This is a genomic window from Arenimonas sp., assembly GCF_047602345.1.
Lineage (GTDB): Bacteria > Pseudomonadota > Gammaproteobacteria > Xanthomonadales > Xanthomonadaceae > Arenimonas.
This window is the reverse complement of the sequence record NZ_JASGHN010000009.1, coordinates 19,503-42,418: the sequence shown is the minus strand read 5'-3', so window position 1 is coordinate 42,418 and position 22,916 is coordinate 19,503. Positions and strand designations below refer to the sequence as shown.

The following is a 22,916-nucleotide window of genomic DNA, read 5'->3' as shown; positions in this document are numbered from 1 at the left end:
ACGGGCCTTGTCCGCCACGCCCCTGCTAGTATGCAGGGCAGGCCGCGCGACACCGGTAGTTCGGCCGCTCGGTTCAATCCTAGGCCTGGCACGCGCTATATGGCATTGCTCTCCTTACTGATGGCGCTGGGCGCCAGCGCTGCACCAAAGGCAGCGGACATCGAAGGCGCGTGGGTTTGCGGGCCCTACCAGATGCACGGCAACGGCATGGAAATTTCGGCCGTCGATCGTCCGGTTTATTCGCCCGGCGGCGCCTTCGAAGAAGTGGGGTATGCGACCTACACGTTTCCCGACGGCACCGAGATTCGCGTCGAGATCAAGCTCATGGGTGGCTGGTCGCTGGACGGCGACATCATCGAGATTCGCTATACGTATGCCGAGTTCCTGTCCTCGGACCATCCCAAGCTGAGCATAGCTGCGGGCCAGGCCGCTCTGGATGCGAAGATGCAGCGCAAGGCCTGGTCCAAGAAGCGCATTCTTGCGCATGGTCCGGGGAGCTTGGTTACGATTCCGATCGAAGTCGAGGACAAGCAGGCCGAGGTGCAGGTTTCCTGCAGCAGGAACTGACGCTCTCGCCGCCAACCAGGGCAGCAGACATGAAGCCATGATGATTCGCGATCTCGGACAACTGCTCGCCCAGATGGAGCCTGTGCTGAATCCAGGCGCGTATGCCTTTGTCCTCGCTCCGGTGGAGGTGCAGGTGCCGGCGGACCGGATCGTCGCGTCCGTGCGCGAGCCGGAAGGGCTCACGCTCGTCATCCCCGAGTCGCTTGCGCAGGCTCTCGGTCTTCCGGTGGCTTATGCCTGCGCCTGGATCACGCTGACGGTGCACTCTGACCTGGAGGCCGTAGGCCTGACTGCGGCGTTTTCCGGCGCGCTGGGCGAAGCGGGCATCAGCTGCAACGTGATCGCCGGTGTCCATCACGATCATCTGTTCGTGCCCATCGCGCAGGCGCGGCAGGCGATGGATGCGCTGGCCCGGCTGCAGGCATCCGCGCGCTGAACCGTCGTTCGTCCTTGCGCGGGCGCGGCAGCACATACTGACTTCACAGGGCAGTACTAGTGTGCTCGCACCGAGTTACGCAGGGCTACGACCGATGACGTTAGCGCGTGCAAACCCTGTCGTTCGTCTGTTGAGCTTCGTGCTCAGTCTCGGCTGCTTCGGCATGGCCTGGCGCATGACGGCGCTGGGCGCATCGGGCGCCGAGGACATTCCGCCGCCTTTCATCCTGGTCGCGGGTCTGGCGGGCGTCGCGCTTCTGCTGGTGAGTGTCGTGGGCCGCTATCCTTGGCCTGCTTCCAACAGTTGAGGTATCAACAAGGCGGGCCTACTGCCTTAGCGGGTTCCTTAGCCGCCCCGCAGCGGTCAGAATGGCGCATGAGTCCGGAGACCGACGTCGCCCTGCGAACACTGACCGATCGCGCGCTGGCGCGGCTGACGGCGGCCGGTTCCGCGGCGCGGGCGCTGGATGAAACCCAGTTGCGGCGGCTCGCCCTCGCCAGCGATTTCGCCATCGATACCTTGTGCCGGCAACCGGATCTGCTGGCCGAGGCCGATGCGCGGCCCTTGGCGCCGCCGGTGCTTTCGTTCGAAAACGTCAACGAATGGCCGGCCTTGCTGCGGCGCTGGCGCGCGGCCGAATCGACGCGATTGATCTGGCGCGACGTGGCCGGCCTCGATTCCGTGCAGGCGACGTTGGCCGGCAGCAGCCGCATCGCCGAACAGGCGCTGGAAACCGCTTTGGTCGCACTGGAGCAGCAGTTCGCCGAGCGCCATGGCGTCGTGCGCGACGCGCAGGGGCGGGTACAGCGCCTGGTCGTTTACGGTCTCGGTAAACTCGGCGGCGGCGAATTGAACTTCTCTTCCGACATCGATCTCATCTACGCCTTCCCCGCGCATGGCGACAGCGATGGCGCGCGTGCGCTGGATGCGGAAACCTGGTTCACGCGCATCGGTCAGCGACTCGCGCAGCTGTTGGGCGAGGTCACGGCGGAAGGTTTCAGCCATCGCGTGGATCTGCGGCTGCGGCCCTTCGGCAACTCGGGTCGCGTCGCGCTGAGTTTCGCGGCGATGGAACAGTACTACCAGCGCGAAGGACGCGACTGGGAGCGTTACGCCTGGATCAAGGCCAGGCCGGTGGCCGGCGACATCGCGGCCGGCGAGGAGCTGCTGGAGACGCTGCGGCCTTTCGTCTATCGCCGCTATCTCGACTACACCGCGCTCGATGGCCTACGCGAAATGAAGGCCTTGATCGACGCCGAAGTGCAGAAGCGCGAGTTGGCCGACAACCTGAAGCTGGGCCCGGGCGGCATTCGCGAGATCGAATTCCTCGTGCAATCGCTGCAGCTCATCCGCGGCGGTCGTGAGCCGGCGCTGCGCGAACGTGCGCTGTTGCCGGCCCTGCGTGCACTGGCTTCGGCCGGGCACTTGCCGCAGGTTCTGGCCGATCGCCTGCGCGAGGCCTATCTGTTCCTGCGCCGGCTGGAGAATCGCGTGCAAATGCTCGGCGACCAGCAGGTGCACGCCTTGCCCGAGGATGGGTTCTTGCGTGAGCGCATCGCGCGCGGCCTGGGCTACGCGCAACAGGGCGAACTCGCCGTCGCGCTCGAAACGCATCGCGAGGTGGTCACGGCGGCCTTCGGTGAATTGCTGCAGACCCGGCGGCGGCGCTTGTCGCCATCCGCACTGGGTTTGTATTGGCGCGGCCTGCCGGACGAAGGCGAGGCCGCAGTATTGGCCGATGCTGGTTTCGCCGAAGCCGAGCAGCATCATGCGCGCCTGCGCGATTTCGCCCGCTCGCCGGCCGTGCGCGATCTGTCCGAACGCGCGCGCCAGCGACTCGATCATGTGATGCCGGCATTGATCGAGGCAGCGGCGCAGAGCACGGCGCCGGATGCGGCTCTGCCGCGCGGTCTCGCGCTCTTGCAGGCCATCGGTCGCCGCCCGAGTTATCTCGCCCTGCTGGAAGAGCAGCCGGCGGCCTTGTCTCGCCTGGTGGACGTGGTCGCGCGCAGCTCGTTGCTGTCGGAGCGCCTCGCGGCGCATCCGCTGCTGCTGGACGAACTGCTCGACGCCCGCGCGGTCGGGCCGCCGCCGAACGAGACGGCCTTGCGCGAACGCATCGCCGGCGAAACCGCTGCGCTGGATACCGACGACACCGAGGCTGCGCTGCTGGTCTTGAACGAACTCAAGCAGAGCCTGGCCTTCCGCATCGCGATGGCGGCGCTGGCGCAGCGACAGCCGGCGGCCGATAGCGCGGCGCAACTGGCCGTGCTGGCCGAGGAACTGCTGCGTGCGGCCCTGCATCTGGCGCGCAGCGAGATCGAACGCGCGCACGGGCGTATCGCTGGCGCTGGCTTCGCCGTGGCGGCCTACGGCAGCGTCGGCGGTCGCGAACTCGGCTTCGATTCCGATCTCGACCTCGTCTTCTTGCACGATGCACGCGCCGACGCGATTTCCGATGGCGCGCGGCCGCTGGACGCATCGCGTTATTACGCAAGGCTGGCGCAAAAACTGATCGGCCTGATGGGCACGGTGACATCGGCCGGTCGTCTGTACGAAGTGGACATGCGCCTGCGCCCCGATGGCGCGAAAGGCCTGCTCGTTTCGTCGATGGAAAGTTTTTCCGAGTACCAGCTGCAGCGCGCCTGGACATGGGAGCTGCAGGCCCTGGTGCGTGCGCGCTGTGTCGCCGGCGATGCCGCGGTGTGCGCGGCTTTCGACGCGGTGCGGGAGAAGGTGTTACGCCGACAGCGCGATGGCGACACGCTGCGCCAGGATGTCGTGTCGATGCGGCGGCGCATGCGTGCCGAGCTCGACCGCAGCAACGCCGCGCAATTCGACCTCAAGCAGGGCGAGGGCGGCCTCGTCGACCTGGAATTCCTGCTGCAGTCCGAAGTGCTGTCCCTGTCGGGCGATCATCCGGCGCTGTGCGAGACCACGGCGACGCCCGCCCTGGTCCAGGCCGTGCGCGAGGCGGGCGGATTCGACGAGATTCAGGCGCAACGACTCGGGGCGGCGCACGAAACCCTGCTGTCGCGCGGACTGGAGTGCACGTTGGACCGTCGCCCTCGCCTGGTGCGGGAAGACGAGTCGATCGCGGCGGCCAGGGCCATCGTGCGCAGCATCTGTCGTCAGCGCGGTTTGGATTTCGATCCCGACGCGACCTAGTCGAGGCCGAGACGCTCGCGCACCCGTGCGGCGATCCGCGCCGTCTCGCGCAGCGGTATGGCTTCGAAGAATTCCGGCTCGCGCGTTTGCGCCCGCACGCGGCCGCTGGCTTCGAGGTCGGCGATATAGCGGCGTACGCGACCGGTCGCGCGATGCGGTTCGGCGACGAACACCGGCGCGCTCGTGGCGCAGGCTTCGGCGATCATGTTGACCGAGTCGGGCGAAACGATGATGCGATCGGCGAACGCCAGCGCGCCCGCGTAGAAGTTCTCGCCGTCGCTCTCGTCCATCCAGAGCACGCCCGGCCCTTCGCAATAACGTTCGCGCACGATCGGCGCCAGCTCCGGCGGTGTGCGCGGCGAACCGCAGATGATCAGGCTGCCGCCTTCGCGCGCGAGTTGGTACTCGAGTTTGCTCGCGAGCACTTCGAAAGCACTGCGACCGAACGCGACGGCCGGCGTCGGACCGCCCAGCAGCACCGCGGTGCGCGGGCCGGGCAGGGCAGCGAGTCGCGGGAAACGCGCGCGCGCGTTGGCGAGCCAGACATCGTCGACCGGATTGAGGCTGCCACGACAGGCGATCAGGTTCGCGCCGCTCAGGCCGTCGTGCTCGGGGGCGATCACCAGGTCCCAGTGCCGCGCGTCGATGCGCGGGTGCAGGATTTGCACGACGCGCGTCCCGCGTTCGCGCAGCAAACGGGTCGCGAGTGCCGGGACGCGGCCGCAGCCGATCGCCAGTGCCGGCGGCGTCGCCAGCATCGCGGCGAATTCATCGCCCAATGCCCGTTCCGCGCCAGGCCAGCGTCGCGGCGCCAGCCAGCGCGCCAAGCGACCCGGTTGCAGCGTCAGTTCCCGCGGCGCCAGGGCCAGGGCCTCGGCCAATGCCAGGGACTGGCGACGATGCCCGCGGCGGCCGTCATGCAATACCCAAACCTCGCGCGGGGAACTCATCGCTCGGTGCCCGGCTCCCAAACAGTGGCGCCGAGCTTAGCAGTCCGCGGCTTCGTTGCGGACCGGCAATGGTTCGTTGCGGGCTTGCGGTTCCCTTCGGCTTCGCGCGCCCTACACTGTGTCGACCGGACGATGCGCCCGTCGTCCACCCCTGTTCGACGATTCCCCAAGGAGATGTGCATGAAACGCCTGTTGCTCGCCGCTGCCCTGTTCGCCGGTTTCGCCGGCGCCGCCCAGGCCGCCAAGTACGAAATCGACGCCCGCCATACGCAGGTGCTGTTCACCTATAACCATTTCGGTTATTCGAACATCACCGGTCGCTTCACCGAAGTCAGCGGCACCTTCGATTTCGACGCCAAGGATCCGACCAAGTCGAGCATCGACGTGCAGCTGCCGATCTCCAGCGTCAGCACCGGCGTGGTGAAGATGGACGAGCACCTGCGCAGCGCCGACATGTTCGATGAGGCGAAATTCCCGACCGCGAGCTTCAAGAGCACCAAGGTGACGTCGGCGGGTGGCAACAAGCTCAAAGTGGCCGGCGACCTGACCATCCATGGCGTGACGCGCCCGGTCGTGTTCGACGTGACGATCAACAGCACGGCGCCGAAACGCGATACGCCGGCGGCCGGTTTCGACGCGACGACGACGATCAAGCGCTCGGACTTCGACGTGAAGTTCATGCTGCCCGGCGTGCCCGACGAGATCAAACTGAACATCACGATGGAAGCCAAGGCCGCCAGCGAGGCGCCTGCGGCCAAGTAAGCCCTGTCCGGGAGGCGGCCAGGCCGTCGCCCGGCGTTTCGCCGGCGGCATGCGTTAGGCCCTAAAATGGGGGCGTCATTCCAGGAAGCCCGCCATGTCCACGCCTGCCAATACCGAGCGCCGTTACGAGGTCAGTCGCAGCGATCTGCCGCTGAGCTGCCCCTTGCCGAGCATGGCGCTTTGGAACTCGCATCCGCGCGTCTACCTGCCGGTCGAAGCGACCGGCGAAGCGGTATGCCCGTACTGCGGCGCGCATTTCGTCCTGAAGGAAAGTTGACCGGCCGATGCGCCGCCTGACCGTGGTGCAGCTGCTGCCTGCGCTGGACAGCGGCGGCGTCGAACGCTCCACGCTGGAGGTCGCGGCGGCGCTCGAACGCGCCGGTCATCGCTCGATCGTGATTTCCGGCGGTGGACGCCTGACGGCCGATCTGGGTCGCGGCGGCAGTCGGCATATCAAGCTCGGCATTGGCCGCAAATCGCTGTTCGCCCTGCGCCAGGTGTTCGCCCTGCGTCAGGTATTCGCGCGGCTCAAGCCCGATATCGTTCACGCCCGTTCGCGCCTGCCGGCCTGGTTGGCCTGGGCGGCGTTGAAGACGATGCCGGGGTCGCGCGCGCATTTCGTCACGACCGTGCACGGGCTCAATTCGCCTGGCCGCTATTCCTCCATCCTGGCGCGCGGAGAGCGTGTGATCTGCGTATCCGACACGGTGCGCCGGCATGTGCTCGCGCAATGGCCGGATACCGATCCTTCGAAGCTGCAGGTGATCGAGCGCGGCGTCGATCCGCACGCGTTTTCGCGCGACAACTTGCCGGACGCGGAATGGCGCGCCCGCTGGGATGCGCAGTTCCCGCAGCTGGCGGGTGGCCGGATGCTGTTGTTGCCGGGGCGCGGCACGCGATTGAAAGGGCATGCCTCGGCGATTCGCTTGCTGGCCGATTTGCGCATGGCCGGCCTGGATGCGCGGCTGTGCCTGCTGGGCGTGCGCGAAACCGGGCGCGGGCACTATTGCGCCGAGCTCGAGACCCTGGCGCAGTCGCTCGGCGTGGGCGAGGCGGTTGCCTTGTTGCCGCCGCGCAGCGATATCGCGGAGATCTATTCGATCAGCGACATCGTGCTGCAGTTGTCCGAGAAGCCCGAGGCCTTCGGTCGCACCGTGCTCGAAGCGCTTGGCTGCGGTCGACCGGTCCTGGGTTGGGATCACGGCGGCGTCGGCGAACTGCTGGCGCGGCACTACCCGGAGGGCGCGGTGCCGGCGTTCGACGAAGAGGCCCTGGCGCGCAAGGCCGACGACTGGTTGTCGACGAGGATGCCGGAGGTTCCTTTCCTGCGCGAAGACAGCCTGGCGCGCATGCAGGCAAGAACGTTGGAGCTCTATGACGCCCTCGTCGCCACCTGACTGGCCCTCGCGCGGCGTCGCGGCCTGGTTGCTGCTGGTCGTGGCGACCTGGCCCTGGCCGGGCGTATCGGAGAGCCTGCTCGGGCTGGGGGCGTTGTTCGTGCTGTTGGCGATGTTGTGGCGTCGCTATCGCGATGTCTTGCCCCTGGCCAGCCGCGAAGCCTGGGCGTTGTGTACGGCACTGTTCCTCGCCTATTGGTTGCCGGAGTTCTTCTCCGCCTTCGATGCCGTCGATCGCGCGGCGAGCTGGCGCGAAGTCTGGTTGGACCTGCGCTATCTGCCTTTCCTGCTGGCGATCGCGATCGCCATGGACACGGCGCGCGGCCGACGCTGGATGCTGACGGGACTCGCGGGCATCGTGCTGTTCTGGACAATGGATGCGCTGCTGCAGGTCGCCACCGGCTGGAGCCTGGGCGGTGCGGCGACGGCCGATCGGCTCAGCGGCATTTTCGGCGCCGGCAATCTGAAGCTCGGTCTTGCGCTCGCCTGCCTGTCGCCCTTCGCCCTGCATTGGGCCGGAAAAAGGAACACGGCGGCCTGGCTGCTTGTGGCCGTCGCGCTCGGCGCGGCGATCCTGCTCGCCGGTGCGCGCGCGGCCTGGTTGAGTTACGGGCTCGTTCTGCTGTGCAGCGGTCATCGCCGCTTCGGCTTGGCGAAAACGCTGGCGGGTGGCGTGCTCGGCCTGGTCCTGCTGGTCGGTGGCGGCCTGTTCGTCTCCGACACCTTGGCGACGCGCTTTCAGCGCAGCGCCGAACTGCTGCAGGGCGACGAGGCCGGCGTGGACGAAGCGCTGTCGGGACGCCTTTCGATATGGAAGGCCGCCGTCGGCATGGCTCGCGCGCATCCGCTCAATGGCATCGGCGTGCGCGGCTTTCGCGATGCCTACGCGGACTACGCCGGCGAGCGCGACTTCTTCCTAAGCCGAGGCGAAGGCCCGGCTTTGCATGCGCATCAGCTCCTGCTCGAGGTGTTCAGCGAAACCGGGGTGGTCGGCTTGCTGTTCTGGTGCGCGGGCGTCTGGATCGCCTGGGTGGCCTGGCATTGGGTGGGCGAGGCGGCGCGTCGACGCAGCCGCGTGCCGGCGCTGGCCCTGGCGGTCGCGGCATTTCCCTTGAACACGCATCTCGCGTTCTACTCCAGTGCCTGGGGTGGCGCCTTTCTGTTGCTGGCCGGCCTCTACGCGGGTTCCCTGATGGCGAGGAGCGAGGATGAACCGGGCAGCGCTTAGCGCCGTCGTCACGACGAAGGACAATGCCGCGACGCTGGAGGCCTGCCTGGCGAGCCTGGCCTTCTGCGACGAGATCGTCGTGCTCGATTCGCATTCCTCCGATGCGACCCGCGACATCGCGGCCCGTTATGGTGCGCGCGTGTTCGTCGAAGATTTCAAGGGCTATGGGCCGCAGAAACAATCGGCCATCGACAAGGCGATGCACGACTGGGTGTTGCTGCTGGACGCCGACGAATTCCTGCTGCCGCAGGCGCAGGCGGTGATCGAGCGCGAGCTCGCGGCGCCGCGCGCGGACGCGTATCGCCTGCCGCGGCAGGAGTGGCTGTTCTGGCGCTGGCCGCATGCCGGCACGCGAGCGAACCGCCAGTTGCGCCTGTTCCGGCGCTCACGCGCACGCATGAACGCCGTGCCCGTGCACGCGGCGCCGGAAGTACAGGGTAACGCGTTCGAACTCGCCGCGCCTTTCAGGCACTACGGCGAACCGACGCTGGCGGTGCGCGTGGAAAAGATCAATCGATATTCCAGTGGCCTGGCCGACTACAGAAAGGCGCGCGGGACCGGCGTATTGGGCTGGCGGCTCTGGCTGTACCCGCATTTCGTCTTCCTGCGCTTCTACGTCGGCAAGCGTTACTTCCTCAACGGCTGGGCCGGCTACCTCGCTGCGCGCACGCAGGCTTTCTACGCTTTCCTGAAATACGCCAAGGTGCTCGAGGCTGGGCGCACGGACGAGCCTCGCCCGTGAGTCGATGCATCGGCGTCTCCCTGCTGCGTCGCGCCGCCGATTGGATCGCGCGCTGGCCGCAGCCGCGGTTGCTTCGGTTCGGGCGCGTGCTGACGTTCCTGTTGTGGCCCTTGCTGGCTTCGCGTCGCCATGTCGCGGCGATGAACATCGCGCACTGTTTTCCCGAACTCGACCACCGACGCCGGGCGCGTCTTTTGCGCGCGAACCTGGTCGCCACCGTCACCGGCGCGCTGGAACTGGCGCGCGCCTGGCACGCGCCGCCGGAGGCTTTGCGCGATCTGGCCTCCATCGAAGGCATCGATCGCTTGCGCGAGGCCTTGGGACAGGGCCGTGGCGTACTGCTGTTCACCGGCCACTTCACTCATACCGAACTGGCGACGCGCCTGCTCGGTGAAGCCTTGGGCCGGCCGGTGCGCGTGGTCGTGCGCGAGAGCAACGATGACTGTCTGGAGAACTGGTTCGCGGCGGCGCGGCGTAAGGTGTTCGGCGAACCGATCGCGAAGAAGGATCTGCGCGGGCTGCTGCGTGCCTTGCAGGCAGGCGAACCGGTGGTCTATTCGGCCGACCAGAACTTCAACTACCAGCACGCCTTCGTGCCTTTCTTCGGCGTGCCCGCGGCGACGCTGGCGATCGTGCCGCAGATCGCCGAACGTGGCCGCGCGCAAGTCTTGCCCTTCTGGTTCGAGCGCGATGATACCGGCCGCTATCGCCTGCGCATCGAAGCCACCTGGGCGGATTGGCCGAGCGGCGATCCGGGTGGCGACGCCGCGCGTTACATGGCCGAGCTGGAGGACGTCGTACGGCGGCGACCCGAGCAGTACCTGTGGGTGCATCGCAGATTCAAGACGCGGCCCGACGGCACGGCCTCGTTCTACCAGTGAGGCCCGGCGTCAGCGATAGACCGGCGCTTCGCCCTTCGGTCGGCGCTTGAAGCGCTGGTGGACCCACAGGTACTGCGCCGGCACGCGACGAATGAGCTGCTCCATCGCCTGCATCACGCGCGCGGTATCGACGGTCGCATCAGCGCTCGGGAAATCGTCCAGCACCGGCCCGATCTCGAGGCGATAACGACCGTCGGCGAGGCGCTCGTGGAACAGCGTCAGCACGCGGGCGCCGGACAGGCGGGCGAGTTGATGCGTCGAGGTCAGGCTCCACGCTTGTTGTCCGAAGAACGGTACGAAGACGCTGTCGCCGCGCCGAGTTTCCTGGTCCGGCGCGAACCAGAGCACGCCGCCGCTCTTGAGGTGTCGCAGGGCCGGCCGTAGTTCCTCGCGCGTGTACATGGCTTCGGTGTACCGCGCGCGACCGCGGCGAACGGCCCATTCCAGCGCCTCTTCGTCGTGCGGCCGGTACATACCGGCGATCGGCACGTGCCTGCAAAGCAGTCGCACGCAGATCTCCAGGGTGGTGAAATGCGGCGACACCAGGATGACGCCGCGGCCATCGGCGCGAGCCGCCTCGAGATGCTGCTGGCCTTCGAGCGTGTAGCGCGTATCCAGCGGCGAGATCGGGCCCCACCAGGCGCGCAGGAATTCGAAGACGCCGAGGCCGAGCGAATCGAAATGCGCGTGCAGCAATCGTTCGCGCGCGTCATCGTCGAGTTCGGGAAAACATAGGGCGAGATTGGCGGCCGCGGTACGGCGGCGTTCGATCATCGCCACGCGCATCAGTTTGCCCAACGCGCGTCCGCCGACCTGCGCCAACGACCAGGGCCAGCGGGCCAGGGTCCAGCCGAAGGCGATCGCCAACCAGGTCGGCCAATGGCGCGGCGACAGGGGCGGGCGTGGCGTCGGTGCATCGGTCATGCGTCGATTGTAGGGCCAGTCGCCGTGCGGCGCATGGCCGGATCGCCTCGCGGCTCGGCTATGCTTGCGCGATGAAACTCGATTTCTCCGAGCGTTTGCTGTTGATGGCGTACTCGCTGGCGATGAGCCTGCTGGTGCCGCTGACGCTCGTGCATCTGTTCTGGCGAGGGCGCGGTCAGCGCGCGTACTGGCGCCGCTGGGACGAGCGCTTCGCCTTGTACCGCGAACCCGGCCTGCGCGAATGCCTGTGGCTGCATGCGGTTTCGGTCGGCGAGGTCAACGCGGCCGCGCCGCTGCTCGATCGTCTTCGCCAGCGCTATCCGCAGCTGCCCGTGCTGGTGACGACGACGACGCCAACCGGTTCGGAGCGCGCGCGCGCGATCTGGAAGGACGGCATCCGCCACGTCTATCTTCCATACGACACGCCCGGCGCCGTGCGGCATTTCCTCGACCAGTTCCGCCCGCGCATCGCCATCGTGATGGAAACGGAGATATGGCCCTGCCTGTTCGTCGAGATCGGGCGTCGCGGCATTCCACTGTTGATCGTCAACGCGCGCCTGTCCGAACGCTCCCTGAGCGGTTATGCGCCGATCCGGCGCATGTTGCGCATCGCCTTGCGCGCCGTGCGCGACGTGCTGGCGCAGACGCCGGCGGACCTGGCGCGCTACCGCCAGCTCGGCCTCGAAGCCGAGCGTGGCCGGGTGCTCGGCAACCTGAAGTACGACATCGCCTTGCCGGAAGAATTCGCGGCGCGCATGCGCGAGGAACGCGTGGCCTGGGGCGACCGCCCGGTATGGATCGCCGCCAGCACGCATCCGGACGAGGAGCAGGCCGTTCTCGCCGCGCATCGACAAGTGCTGGCGCGGTTTCCCCATGCGTTGCTGTTGTGGGCGCCGCGTCATCCCGAACGTTTCTCCGCCGCCATCGGGCAGGCGGAGGAAGCGGGGTTGCAGGTGGCGCACCGGCGCGAGCATCGTTGGCCATCGGCGGACACGCAGTGCTTCGTCATCGACACGCTCGGCGAGCTGGTCGGCTTCTATGCCTGCGCCGATGTCGCTTTCGTCGGCGGCAGCCTGCAGGCGATCGGCGGCCACAACGTGCTCGAACCGGCCGCATTGGGCGTGCCCGCACTGGTCGGGCCGCATACCTTCAATTTCCAGGACGTCACCGAACTGCTGCTCGAAGCCGGCGGCCTGGGTCGCATCGAGGATGCCGATTCGCTGGCGCGCGAAGTGATCGCACTGTTCGCCGACGAGCGTATGCGACGCGAGCGCGGCGAAGCGGCGCGCACCCGCGCGCTGAGCGAGCGCGGCGCGCTCGACCGCACGCTGCGGGTGATCGAAGAGAGAATGGGGTCGGCGAACTGACGACGCCGTTCCTCGAGGAACGGCATCGTCCCGCCTGACGGTGAAGCTCAGTTCGCGTCGGTATTGCTGAGCGCGGCTTCGGCGTCGGTGACCAGCATGCGGTTCACCGATTCGAGGTCGGAAACTTCCAGCACGCCGGCGGCCTGGCGCAGCTTGAGCTGGTTGACCAGGTAGGCGTGGCGGGCATTGGCGTATTCGCGCTGGGCCACGAAGAGCTGCTGCTGCGCGATCAACACGTCGACGATCGTGCGGGTGCCGACTTCGAGACCGGCTTCGCCCGCTTCGTAGGCGGCGCGGGCCGACACCACGGCGAGGCGGCGCGCTTCGACTTCGGCCTGGCCGGCGACGAGCGAGCGATAGGCGCCACGCGTGCTACGGGTGATGGCGCGCTTCTGCTGCTCGAGCTGGTCGTTGGCGATATCGCGCTGGTAGATCGACTGGCGCACGCGCGATTGCGTGGCGAAGCCGTTGAAGATCGGCACCGACAGGGTCAGGCCCCAGCTGTAGCCCGTGCTTTCCGAACCGGAGATGATCGGCGTGGAGGCCGGCACGGTGCGGCGCAGGCTTTCGCCCCAGTTGCGGTTGTCGTCGTAGCCGGTGCTGAAGGCCAGCGTCGGGTAGTGATCCGCACGCGCGCTGCCGATGTCCTTCTCGGCGGCCTTCACGCCTTCGGCGTAGGCGCGCAGCGTCGGGTTGGAGTCGAGGGCGATGGTCACCCAGTCTTCGGCGCTGCGGGTGTCGTCGTTCTTCGGCTGGAAGTCCTTCGACAGGCCGCGCAGGTTGTCCACGCGCTGGCCGGTGATCTCGGCCAGGGCCTCGTAGGCATCGTCGAGCGCATTGGCGGTAGCGATGGCGTTGGCGCGGGCGCTGTCGTAGCGCGCGCGGGCTTCGTGCACGTCGGTAATGGGCGCCAGGCCAACTTCCAGGCGCTTTTCCGCCTGGTCGAGCTGGCGCTTGACCGAACGCTCTTCGGCGCGGGCCGAGGCCAGCGTTTCGATCGACGTCAGGATGTTGAAGTAAGCATCGGCCACGCGAACGATCAGCGAATCAGACGCGGCATCGAGCTGGGCATCGGCCTGGCGCGCACGCGCCTTGCTGGCGCCGAGCTGGGTGTAGTTGCCGTAGTCGAACACGCTCTGGCGCACGTCGACGCCGGAGCCGTTGCTGCGCGAACTGGAGTAGGTCGAGTTGGTCGGCGTGGCCGAACCGGCGAAGACCTGGTTGCCGCTGTTGCGGCCCTGGGAATCGTTGAAGGTCACGCTGGCGTTGACCTGCGGCAACAGCGCGGCGCGCGATTGCACCACGCCTTCGGCCTGCGCGCTCTTCTGCGCTTCGGACTGTGCGAACACCGGGTCGTTCTGCCGGGCCAGCTCATAGGCCTGCATGAGGTCGGTCGCCTGGGTCTGGGCCGAGAAGCCGGCGAGGATCAGCGCGAAAGAAAGCGGACGGAGGCGTGGGGACATGGGGGAGTCTCGGTTCAGAGAATGAAATGCGGTACCGGTTCGGCGCCACGAAGATAGGGGATGTCGGTTTCGAACAGGCTTTCGGTCTGCAGGTGTTCGTCGCGGCGCGTGCAGCAGATCGCTTCCTGCACCGGCGACAGGCCGCGCACGACGAACAGTCGGCCGCCCGGCTTGAGCCAGTTCGCGAACGATTCGGGCAAGGCCGCGACGGCGGCGCCGATGGCGATCGCGTCGAAGCGGCGATTCATCGCCAAGCCGAAGACGTCGGCGGTTTCGAAGCGCACGTTGCGAAGGCCCAGGCGCTCGAGCCGGTTCGCGGCGTCTTCGACGAAATCGGCGTGGCGGTCGATGCTCAGTACATCGCGCGCCAGGCTGGCCAGGCAGGCGGTCACGTAACCGCTGCCGGTGCCGATCTCCAGGACTTCGTCGCTCGGCGACAGGGCGAGCGCCTGCAGCAGTCGGCCTTCGATCACCGGCTTCAGCATCGACTCGCCGTGCGCCAGCGGCAGCGCCAGGTCGGCGTAGGCCAACTGGCGATGCGTGGCCGGGACGAAGTCTTCGCGCGGAATCGCGCCGATCGTTTCGAGCACGCGCGGATCCAGGACCTCCCAGGGGCGGACCTGTTGTTCAACCATCGCGGCGCGGGCCTGCTCGAAGTTCAGCGACATGGGATTTCCAGGAGGTGCGAAGGGGCGGGAATTTTACGCCTCGGACGGCACCGAATGAACCACAGGATGCGGTTTGGGGGGCTTTTGGTCGCAGTGCCGGAAGTCACCGGGACGGCCAGCATAGGCTGGCAGGCGGCGGTTTCCGCGGTATTTCCGCCCTTCATGCCGCGCTCCGCGACGCGCTCGGAGCATGCGCGCGAAGGAAAAGTTCGACCACATCGGCCACGTGCGCCTCGCGTTCGCGCGCACCCGGCACATCGCACAACCCGATCAGGATGCGCATGTGCCGCACGCCTTTGAGCAGGCAGAAGAAGTGCTCGGCCGAGCGGTTGGGTTCGGGGACATGCAGGGCGCCCGCCTGGTGGGCCTGGCGCAGGAAGCTCGCCATTTCCTGCAGGGTGCGTTGCGGTCCGGCCGCGAAGAACACTTCGGCCAGATGATGATCCTGGGCCGCCTGCGCGATCAGGATGCGGTGCAGCGTGACGGAGCGTTCGTCCATCACCAGGTCCAGGAAGCCGCGGCCGATGGCGGTCAGCGAGTCCTTCACGTTCTGCCCGGGCTCGGGTTCGAAGACCTGGTGAGGCAGGATCTGCTCGCAACAGCAGGTGACCGCGGCGGAGAACAGGGCTTCCTTGTCCTCGAAATGGCTGTAGACGGTCAGCTTGGAGACGCCGGCCGCCTGGGCGATGGCGTCCATGCTGACGCCGTCGTAGCCCCGGGCCGGGAACAGGCGGATGGCCGCTTCCAGGATGGCGGCTCGCTTTTCCGGGTCCTTGGGTCGGCCGGGTGGGGAAGGGCGGGGCGAAGAGCTCATGCCCTATTATTGAACTATCCGGTTCGATAATGATAGTGTACCAGCCGGTTCACTATTTAGGTCCGGCTCATGTTCCCCGCGCGCCCTGCGATTCTTGTGCTCCTCGCCACGCTTTCGCTCGCCGGATGCGGAAGCGATCCGGTCGAAACCGTGATGCGGCCTGTCCTGGTCGTGCAACCGGGCGGCGCCCATAGCACCTTGAACGCCTATGCCGGCGAAGTGCGCGCACGCGAGGAACCGCAGCTGTCCTTCCGCGTCGGCGGCAAGATCTCCAAACGTTTCGTCGATGCCGGCAGTCGCGTGAAAGCCGGCGACGCGCTGGCCGAACTCGATGCCAGCGACCTGCTGCTGCAGCGCGAAGCCGCGCGCGCCGCCGTCACCTCGGCCGAATCCGATCTCGCGCTGGCCAAGTCCGAACTCGATCGCTACAAGAACCTGCTCGATCGCCAGCTCGTCAGCCGTTCGCTCTACGACAGCCGCGAAGCGGGCTATCGCGCCGCCGCCGCGCGTGCGACGCAGGCACGCGCCGAAGCCCGCGTGTCGGGCAACCAATCCGGCTACGCCACGCTGCGCGCGCCGCGCGACGGCGTGATCGCACTGCGCCTAGCCGAAGCCGGGCAGGTCGTCGCAGCCGGGCAGACCGTCTTCGTGCTCGCGGTGGATGGCGAACGTGAAGTCGCGATCAGCATTCCCGAACAATCGGTCGACCAGTATCCGCTCGGACGCGATCTCGCCGTCGAACTGTGGGCGGCCTCGGGCAAGCGATTCCCCGGCAAGCTGCGCGAACTCGCGCCGGCCGCCGACGCGCAGACGCGTACCTTCGCCGCGCGCGTGAGTTTCGCCGCGCCGGGCGTCAATATCGATCTCGGCCAGAGCGCGCGCGTCTATGCGCAGGACGGCAATGGCGAGGACCTGAGCCTGCCGCTGTCGGCCCTGGTCGGAAAAGAAGGAAGCAGTGCGGTCTGGGTGATCCGCGCGCAGAGCGTCGGCGAGGGCGATGCGCGGCGCATGCAGAGCGTCGTGCGACTGGTGCCGGTGAAGGTCGGTGCTTTCGGCGAGGATCGCGTGCCGGTGCTGTCGGGCCTGAAGGCCGACGATTGGGTGGTATCGGCCGGCGTGCACCTGCTGCGCGAAGGCCAGGCCGTGCGGCCGATCGACCGCAAGGACCGCGCCGTCCCGGCGCCTGGCGTGGCGAAGAACTGAGTCCGGACGATGACCGACTTCAATCTTTCGGCTTGGGCGCTGCGCAACCGCGGGCTCGTGCTCTATGCGATGGTGATCCTCGCCATCGCCGGCATCTTCAGCTACCAGCGCCTCGGCCAGTCGGAGGACCCGCCGTTCACCTTCAAGATCATGGTCGTGCGCACGATGTGGCCGGGCGCGACCGCCGAGGAAGTGGCCGAGCAGGTCACCGACCGCGTCGAAAAGAAGTTGATGGAGACCGGGCAATACGAGTTCATCCGCTCGTACTCGCGTCCGGGCGAATCGCTGGTGATGTTCATCGCCAAGGATTCGTTGTTCTCCGAGTACCTGCCCGATCTCTTCTACCAGATCCGCAAGAAAACCACCGACATCAAGCAGACCTTGCCCGAGGGCGTGGTCGGGCCGTTCTTCAACGACGAGTTCGGCGACGTCTACGGCAACATCTACGCGCTGACCGGCGACGGTTTCGACTACGCGACGATGAAGGACTACGCCGAGCGGCTGGAACTGCAGCTGCATCGCGTGCCGGACGTGAACAAGGTCGACCTCATCGGCCTGCAGGACGAGAAGGTCTGGATCGAGCTGAGCAATACCAAGCTGGCGACGCTCGGCATTCCGCTCGAATCGGTGCAGCAGGCCATCGACGCGCAGAACGCCGTCACGCCGGCCTCGTTCTTCGAAACCGGCACCGACCGCGTGCAACTGCGCGTCTCGGGCGGCTTCAAGTCGGCGGAGGAGATCCGCGACTTCCCCATTCGCGCCGGCGGGCGAACGTTCCGTCTCGCCGATGTCGCCGAGGTCAAGCGCGGCTTCACCGATCCGGCGGCGCCGCGTATGCGCTTCATGGGCGAAAACGCCATCGGCATCGGCGTATCGATGCGGCCCGGCGGCGACATCGTCGCGCTCGGCAACAATCTCGACGCAGAGTTCGAGCGCCTGCAGGAACCCTGCCGGTCGGCATGAAGCTCGCGCGCGTGTCGAACCAGCCGAAGGCCGTACGCGAGTCGGTGGCCGAGTTCGTGCGTTCGCTGGCCGAGGCCGTCATCATCGTGCTGGCCGTGAGTTTCTTCTCGCTCGGCCGCCGCGCCGGCACCGTGGTCGCTTTGTCGATCCCGCTGGTGCTGGCGATGACCTTCGCGGCCATGCATTACTTCGGCATCGGCCTGCACAAGATATCGCTGGGCGCGCTGGTGCTCGCGTTGGGCTTGCTCGTCGACGACGCGATCATCGCCGTCGAGATGATGGCGGTGAAGATGGAGCAGGGCTTCGATCGATTGCGCGCGGCGAGTTTCGCCTACAAGACGACCGCGTTCCCGATGCTGACGGGCACGCTGATCACGGCGGCCGGCTTCCTGCCGATCGCGACGGCGCAATCGGGCACCGGCGAGTACACGCGCTCGATCTTCCAGGTCGTCACGATCGCGCTGCTGCTGAGCTGGGTCGTCGCCGTGGTCTTCATTCCCTATCTCGGCGACAAGTTGCTGCCCGACCCGCCCAAGCCCGACGAGCACGGAGCGCACGCCGATGTCTATGGCGGCAGGTTCTACCGGATGTTCCGCGGGTGGGTCGAGTGGTGCGTGCGCCGCCGCTGGACGGTGATCGGCGTGACCCTGCTCGCCTTCGTGCTATCGCTATCGCTGTTCCGTTTCGTGCCGCAGCAGTTCTTCCCCGATTCGACCCGCCTTGAACTGATGGTGGACCTGGAGCTGGCCGAAGGTTCCTCGCTCGATGCGACCGAAGCGGCCGCCAAGCGCCTGGAGGCCATGCTGAAGACGCGCAAGGAACTGGAGAGCTACGTCGCCTACGTCGGCACCGGTTCGCCGCGCTTCTACCTGCCGCTGGACCAGAAGCTGCCGCAGGCGAACTTCGCGCAGTTCGTCCTGCTGGCGCACGATATCGAGTCGCGCGAATCGCTTCGTTCATGGCTGATCGCCAGCTTCGCCAAGGATTTCCCCGACCTGCAGGTGCGCGTCGTCCGGCTCGAGAACGGCCCGCCGGTCGGGTTCCCTATCCAGTTCCGCGTGTCCGGCGAACACATCGAGCAGGTGCAGGCGATCGCGCGCCAGGTCGCCGAGCAAGTTCGCGCCAATCCCAACGTCGACAACGTCAACCTCGACTGGGACGAGCCGAGCAAGATCGTTCGCATCAACATCGACCAGGAGCGTGCCCGTGCGTTGGGCGTGACCTCGGCCCAGGTCGCGCTGTTCCTGCGCGGCTCGCTCTCGGGCAGCCATGTCACGACGTATCGCGAGGGCAACGAACTGATCGAAGTGCTGCTGCGTGGCCCGGTGGAGGAGCGCAAGCGCCTGTCGCTGCTCGGCAGCCTGTCGGTTCCGACGGCGAGCGGCAAGCCGGTGCCCTTGTCGCAGATCGGCACGCTCGAATACGGCTACGAACCCGGCATCGTCTGGCATCGCAATCGCCTGCCGACGGTGACGGTGCGCGCCGACGTCTACGGCAAGGCCACGCCGCCGTCGGTGACGGCGGAGATCCTGCCGCGCCTGGAGGAGATTCGCGCAGCGTTGCCGAACGGCTATCTGCTCGAAACCGGCGGCACGGTGGAAGATTCCGGTCGCGGTTCGAAGTCCGTCGCCGCCGGCGTGCCGCTGTTCCTGATCGTCGTGCTGACCCTGCTGATGATCCAGCTCAAGAGTTTCCGTCGCAGCCTGATGGTGTTGCTGACGGCGCCGCTGGGCATGATCGGAGTGACCCTGTTCCTGCTGGTGTTCCGCGTACCGTTCGGTTTCGTCGCGATGCTCGGCACGATCGCGCTGTCGGGCATGATCATGCGCAACTCGGTGATCCTCGTGGATCAGATCGACCAGGACATCGCCGCAGGCCACGAGCCGGCGCAGGCGGTCGTCGATGCGACCGTGCGTCGTTTCCGTCCGATCGTATTGACCGCGCTGGCCGCCATCCTGGCCATGGTGCCGCTGGCCCGCAGCGTGTTCTTCGGGCCGATGGCCGTCGCCATCATGGGCGGGTTGATCGTCGCCACTGCGCTGACGCTGTTGTTCCTGCCGGCGCTGTACGCCGCCTGGTTCAGGGTGCCGAACCCGGACTGACCCTCTTCGCTGCCGGGCCGTTGTCGCAAGGCTCCCTCCCCCTTTGCCCACGGCAACGGCCCGGTTCGCGATTTTCCTGACGCACTCCCCTCCGCCGTGGTGAAATACGGCCTGAAGCGGGGGTGCCCACGCGGGCTGAGAGAGACCCTTCGAACCTGATCCGGTTGGTACCGGCGTAGGGAAGCTTCACCGCGCGGCCCTGGCCGCGCCGTGGCGCCACCGCATTCATGCGAGTCCCTCGCAGAGCCCGCACGCGTTGTGCGGACTTTCAATGAAAGCATGGTGCCCACAATGAACGCCGTATCCGTCGAACTGCTGCGCCAGGCGCAGCAACTTTCCGAAGAAGTCGTGCGACCGATCCCCGGGTCGCGCAAGATCCACGTCGCCGGTTCGCGCGACGACTTGCGCGTACCGATGCGCGAGATCGAGTTGACGCCGACGCCGCGCATCGGGGCCGCGGCCGAGAACAACGCTCCCTTCAGCGTTTACGACACCTCCGGTCCGTACACCGATCCGCAGGCGATCATCGATCTCGCCGCCGGCCTGGCGCCGCTGCGCGCCGCCTGGATCGCCGAACGCGGCGACAGCGAATCGTTGCCGTCGCTGAGTTCGGACTATGGACGCCAGCGCGAGCACGACCCCAAGCTCGCCGCCGTGCGCTTCCCGAACCGGCCCCTGCCGCGCCGGGCGAAAGCCGGCATGAACCTGTCGCAAATGCACTACGCGCGCCGCGGCATCGTCACCCCAGAGATGGAATACATCGCCATTCGGGAGAATCAGCGTCTCGAGAGCATCCGCGAAGCGCATTTGCTGAACCAGCATGCCGGGCAGTCCTTCGGCGCCGCGATCCAGAGACTGATCACGCCCGAATTCGTGCGCGACGAAGTCGCGCGCGGCCGCGCCATCATTCCGGCCAACGTCAACCATCCGGAAATCGAGCCGATGATCATCGGCCGCAATTTCCTGACCAAGGTCAACGCCAACATCGGCAACTCCGCCGTGTCCTCCGGCATCGCGGAAGAAGTGGAAAAACTCGTCTACGCCATCCGCTGGGGCGCCGATACCGTGATGGACCTGTCGACCGGCAAGCACATCCACGAAACACGCGAATGGATCATCCGCAATTCGCCGGTGCCGATCGGCACCGTGCCGATCTACCAGGCCCTGGAGAAAGTGGATGGCCGCGCCGAGGAACTGAATTGGGAAATTTTCCGCGACACGCTGATCGAGCAGGCCGAGCAGGGCGTGGACTATTTCACCATCCATGCCGGCGTGCTGCTGCGCTACGTGCCGCTGACCGCGCGCCGCGTCACCGGCATCGTCAGCCGCGGCGGTTCGATCATGGCCAAGTGGTGCCTGGCGCATCACCGCGAGAACTTCCTGTACACGCATTTCGAAGAGATCTGCGAAATCATGAAGGCCTACGACGTGTCCTTCAGCCTCGGCGACGGCCTGCGCCCGGGTTCGATCGCCGACGCCAACGATGCCGCGCAGTTCGGCGAACTCGAAACCCTGGGCGAACTGACAAAAATCGCCTGGAAGCACGACGTGCAGACGATGATCGAAGGCCCCGGCCACGTGCCGATGCAACTGATCAAGGAGAACATGGACAAGCAGCTCGCCGTCTGCGGCGAGGCGCCGTTCTACACGTTGGGACCGCTGACGACCGATATCGCGCCGGGTTACGACCACATCACCTCGGCGATCGGCGCGGCGATGATCGGCTGGTTCGGCACCGCCATGCTCTGTTACGTCACGCCGAAAGAACACCTCGGCCTGCCGAACAAGGCCGACGTGCGCGAGGGTTTGATGGCGTACAGGATCGCCGCGCATGCGGCCGATCTCGCCAAGGGGCATCCCGGCGCGCAGGCGCGCGACAACGCACTGTCTAAGGCCCGTTTCGAATTCCGCTGGCAGGACCAGTTCCATCTTGGCCTGGATCCGGAGCGTGCCCGCGAATACCACGACGAGACCCTGCCGAAGGACGCGCACAAGCTGGCGCATTTCTGTTCGATGTGCGGCCCGCATTTCTGTTCGATGAAGATCACTCAGGATGTGCGCGACTACGCGGCCGAACACGGCGTGGCCGAGAACGAAGCGCTCGACAGCGGCATGGCCGACAAGGCGGCCGAGTTCCGCGCGGCCGGCGCCGAGGTGTATCGTCAGCAATGAGGTGAGCCATGGGCATGGCGGGCGAGTCGGGGGCGGATGCGCTGCGGCAGTTGGCGACGGTCAACCGCATCGCCCGCATCGCCCTGCAGGACCTCGCCCTGCAGCCGATGCTGCAGCGGATCGTCGATACCCTCGTCGCCGAGTTCGAATGGGAATTCGTCGCTTGCGCCACCATCGACCATGAGGCGAACGAGTTCGTTTGCGCTGCCGTCGCCGGCGACCTCGAAAGCGAGGTCCGTATCGGTTACCGACGCGCCCTTGGCACGGGTGTCGTCGGGCGCTGCGCGGCGACCGGCGAAACGGTCGATATCGATGACGCGCGCGGCCACTCGGCGGTGATCGATACCTTGCACGGCACCGGTTCGGAACTTTGCGTGCCGGTGTTGCACCAGGGCGAAGTGCTCGCCGTACTGAACGCCGAGAGTCGGCGCGTCGGTGCGTTCCGCGGCCAGCGCGCCCTGCTCGAGACGGTGGCCGATCAGGTTGCGGGCATCCTGCGCGCCGCCGGCCTGTACGAAAAGCTTCGGCAGGCGAACGAGGAACTGCGCGAGGCCTATTCCGCAGTGGAGCGGCTTTCGCATAACGATGGCCTCACCGGCATCGCCAACCGAAGACGTTTCGACGCGTGGTTGCCGGAGGCTGTGCGGAAAGCGATCGCGCAGGACGAGGCGCTCTCGCTGCTGCTGCTCGACGTCGATCATTTCAAGGCTTTCAACGATGGTTACGGCCACCAGGCCGGCGATCACTGCCTGCAACAGGTCGTGGCCGTGCTCGATTACATGCTCGAAGGCACGGCGGCCCGCCTGGCGCGCTACGGCGGCGAGGAGTTCGTGGCGATCCTGTCCGATTGCGATCTGCCGACGGCCTTGTCGATCGCCGAGCGCCTGCGCTTGGCGATCGCCGCGCGGGCGATCGAACATCGTTTCGCGCCGGGCGGTTTCGTCACGATCAGCATCGGCGCGGCCGCCTGCGCGCCGGGCGCTCCCATGGAAGCCGACGGCCTGGTGCGCGAGGCCGACATCGCCTTGTACGCGGCCAAGCGCAACGGCAGGAACAAGGTCATGGCGGCGCGCTGAGCCCGGCGCTGACCGGCGCCAGTGCAGCCGGTA

19 protein-coding genes, 1 pseudogene and 1 riboswitch are annotated in these 22,916 nt (G+C 67.0%); of the genes and pseudogenes, 15 read left to right on the top strand and 5 right to left on the bottom strand.

From position 1 onward, the window contains the following. The first annotated feature begins 99 nt into the window (after positions 1-99). The 4 genes from QM707_RS12420 to glnE all read left to right on the top strand — a co-directional run bounded on the left by QM707_RS12420 (position 100) and on the right by glnE (position 4,171). Positions 100-567, top strand: coding sequence for a hypothetical protein (locus QM707_RS12420; protein ID WP_415002195.1), 468 nt, complete (start codon positions 100-102; stop codon positions 565-567). A 40-nt stretch (positions 568-607) separates the two neighbouring features. After that, positions 608-1,003: an ACT domain-containing protein gene (locus QM707_RS12415; RefSeq protein ID WP_415002194.1), complete on the top strand. Its 396-nt coding sequence runs from the start codon at positions 608-610 to the stop codon at positions 1,001-1,003. A gap of 130 nt (positions 1,004-1,133) precedes the next feature. Further along, positions 1,134-1,310, top strand: a complete 177-nt coding sequence (locus tag QM707_RS12410; protein WP_415002193.1) for a hypothetical protein — start codon at positions 1,134-1,136, stop codon at positions 1,308-1,310. Between the two features lie 68 nt (positions 1,311-1,378). Continuing rightward, positions 1,379-4,171 (top strand): bifunctional [glutamate--ammonia ligase]-adenylyl-L-tyrosine phosphorylase/[glutamate--ammonia-ligase] adenylyltransferase, encoded by a 2,793-nt coding sequence (gene glnE, locus QM707_RS12405; protein ID WP_415002192.1) that lies wholly within the window; start codon positions 1,379-1,381, stop codon positions 4,169-4,171. Here glnE and QM707_RS12400 read toward each other — a convergent pair. Further along, positions 4,168-5,121 (bottom strand): mitochondrial fission ELM1 family protein, encoded by a 954-nt coding sequence (locus QM707_RS12400; RefSeq protein WP_415002191.1) that lies wholly within the window; start codon positions 5,119-5,121, stop codon positions 4,168-4,170. The two genes, glnE and QM707_RS12400, sit on opposite strands and share 4 nt — an antisense overlap. A 180-nt stretch (positions 5,122-5,301) precedes the next feature. On the opposite strand from QM707_RS12400, the gene QM707_RS12395 reads away from it, so the two are divergent. The 6 genes from QM707_RS12395 to QM707_RS12370 all read left to right on the top strand — a co-directional run bounded on the left by QM707_RS12395 (position 5,302) and on the right by QM707_RS12370 (position 10,131). Continuing rightward, entirely contained in the window at positions 5,302-5,883 is a 582-nt protein-coding gene (locus QM707_RS12395; protein WP_415002190.1) for a YceI family protein, read from the top strand. A 94-nt stretch (positions 5,884-5,977) separates the two neighbouring features. Continuing rightward, positions 5,978-6,160, top strand: coding sequence for a zinc-finger domain-containing protein (locus QM707_RS12390; protein WP_415002189.1), 183 nt, complete (start codon positions 5,978-5,980; stop codon positions 6,158-6,160). A 7-nt stretch (positions 6,161-6,167) separates the two neighbouring features. Beyond that, positions 6,168-7,280: a glycosyltransferase gene (locus QM707_RS12385; protein WP_415002188.1), complete on the top strand. Its 1,113-nt coding sequence runs from the start codon at positions 6,168-6,170 to the stop codon at positions 7,278-7,280. Next, positions 7,258-8,508: an O-antigen ligase family protein gene (locus tag QM707_RS12380; protein ID WP_415002187.1), complete on the top strand. Its 1,251-nt coding sequence runs from the start codon at positions 7,258-7,260 to the stop codon at positions 8,506-8,508. The genes QM707_RS12385 and QM707_RS12380 overlap by 23 nt, the downstream gene beginning before the upstream one ends. After that, positions 8,489-9,250: a glycosyltransferase family 2 protein gene (locus QM707_RS12375; protein WP_415002186.1), complete on the top strand. Its 762-nt coding sequence runs from the start codon at positions 8,489-8,491 to the stop codon at positions 9,248-9,250. The genes QM707_RS12380 and QM707_RS12375 overlap by 20 nt, the downstream gene beginning before the upstream one ends. Continuing rightward, positions 9,247-10,131 carry a lysophospholipid acyltransferase family protein gene (locus QM707_RS12370; RefSeq protein WP_415002185.1) on the top strand — a complete coding sequence of 295 codons (885 nt, stop codon included), beginning with the start codon at positions 9,247-9,249 and terminating at the stop codon, positions 10,129-10,131. The genes QM707_RS12375 and QM707_RS12370 overlap by 4 nt, the downstream gene beginning before the upstream one ends. 9 nt (positions 10,132-10,140) lie before the next feature. On the opposite strand, the gene lpxL is transcribed toward QM707_RS12370, so the two are convergent. Beyond that, entirely contained in the window at positions 10,141-11,055 is a 915-nt protein-coding gene (lpxL, locus tag QM707_RS12365; RefSeq protein WP_415002184.1) for an LpxL/LpxP family Kdo(2)-lipid IV(A) lauroyl/palmitoleoyl acyltransferase, read from the bottom strand. Positions 11,056-11,126: 71 nt separating this feature from the next. On the opposite strand from lpxL, the gene waaA reads away from it, so the two are divergent. Further along, positions 11,127-12,422, top strand: coding sequence for a lipid IV(A) 3-deoxy-D-manno-octulosonic acid transferase (gene waaA / locus QM707_RS12360; RefSeq protein WP_415002183.1), 1,296 nt, complete (start codon positions 11,127-11,129; stop codon positions 12,420-12,422). A 47-nt stretch (positions 12,423-12,469) separates the two neighbouring features. Here the strand turns inward: waaA and QM707_RS12355 are convergent, their stop codons facing one another. The 3 genes from QM707_RS12355 to QM707_RS12345 all read right to left on the bottom strand — a co-directional run bounded on the left by QM707_RS12355 (position 12,470) and on the right by QM707_RS12345 (position 15,367). After that, the gene (locus QM707_RS12355) at positions 12,470-13,885 is read right to left on the bottom strand and encodes a TolC family outer membrane protein (RefSeq protein ID WP_415002182.1); all 1,416 of its coding nucleotides are present in this window, start codon (positions 13,883-13,885) and stop codon (positions 12,470-12,472) included. Between the two features lie 14 nt (positions 13,886-13,899). Then, complete coding sequence (locus tag QM707_RS12350; protein ID WP_415002181.1) at positions 13,900-14,553, bottom strand: protein-L-isoaspartate O-methyltransferase family protein; 654 nt, start codon at positions 14,551-14,553, stop codon at positions 13,900-13,902. Positions 14,554-14,713: 160 nt separating this feature from the next. Continuing rightward, positions 14,714-15,367, bottom strand: a complete 654-nt coding sequence (locus tag QM707_RS12345; RefSeq protein WP_415002180.1) for a TetR/AcrR family transcriptional regulator — start codon at positions 15,365-15,367, stop codon at positions 14,714-14,716. A gap of 153 nt (positions 15,368-15,520) precedes the next feature. On the opposite strand from QM707_RS12345, the gene QM707_RS12340 reads away from it, so the two are divergent. The 4 genes and pseudogenes from QM707_RS12340 to QM707_RS12325 all read left to right on the top strand — a co-directional run bounded on the left by QM707_RS12340 (position 15,521) and on the right by QM707_RS12325 (position 22,883). After that, positions 15,521-16,570: an efflux RND transporter periplasmic adaptor subunit gene (locus QM707_RS12340; RefSeq protein WP_415002179.1), complete on the top strand. Its 1,050-nt coding sequence runs from the start codon at positions 15,521-15,523 to the stop codon at positions 16,568-16,570. 9 nt (positions 16,571-16,579) lie between these two features. Next, positions 16,580-19,635, top strand: a pseudogene (locus QM707_RS12335) (efflux RND transporter permease subunit). A 108-nt stretch (positions 19,636-19,743) separates the two neighbouring features. Next, a riboswitch (TPP riboswitch) is annotated at positions 19,744-19,835 on the top strand. A 91-nt stretch (positions 19,836-19,926) separates the two neighbouring features. Then, the gene (gene thiC / locus QM707_RS12330; RefSeq protein WP_415002178.1) at positions 19,927-21,807 is read left to right on the top strand and encodes a phosphomethylpyrimidine synthase ThiC; all 1,881 of its coding nucleotides are present in this window, start codon (positions 19,927-19,929) and stop codon (positions 21,805-21,807) included. Positions 21,808-21,821: 14 nt separating this feature from the next. After that, the gene (locus QM707_RS12325; RefSeq protein WP_415002177.1) at positions 21,822-22,883 is read left to right on the top strand and encodes a diguanylate cyclase; all 1,062 of its coding nucleotides are present in this window, start codon (positions 21,822-21,824) and stop codon (positions 22,881-22,883) included. Positions 22,884-22,916 lie beyond the last annotated feature (33 nt).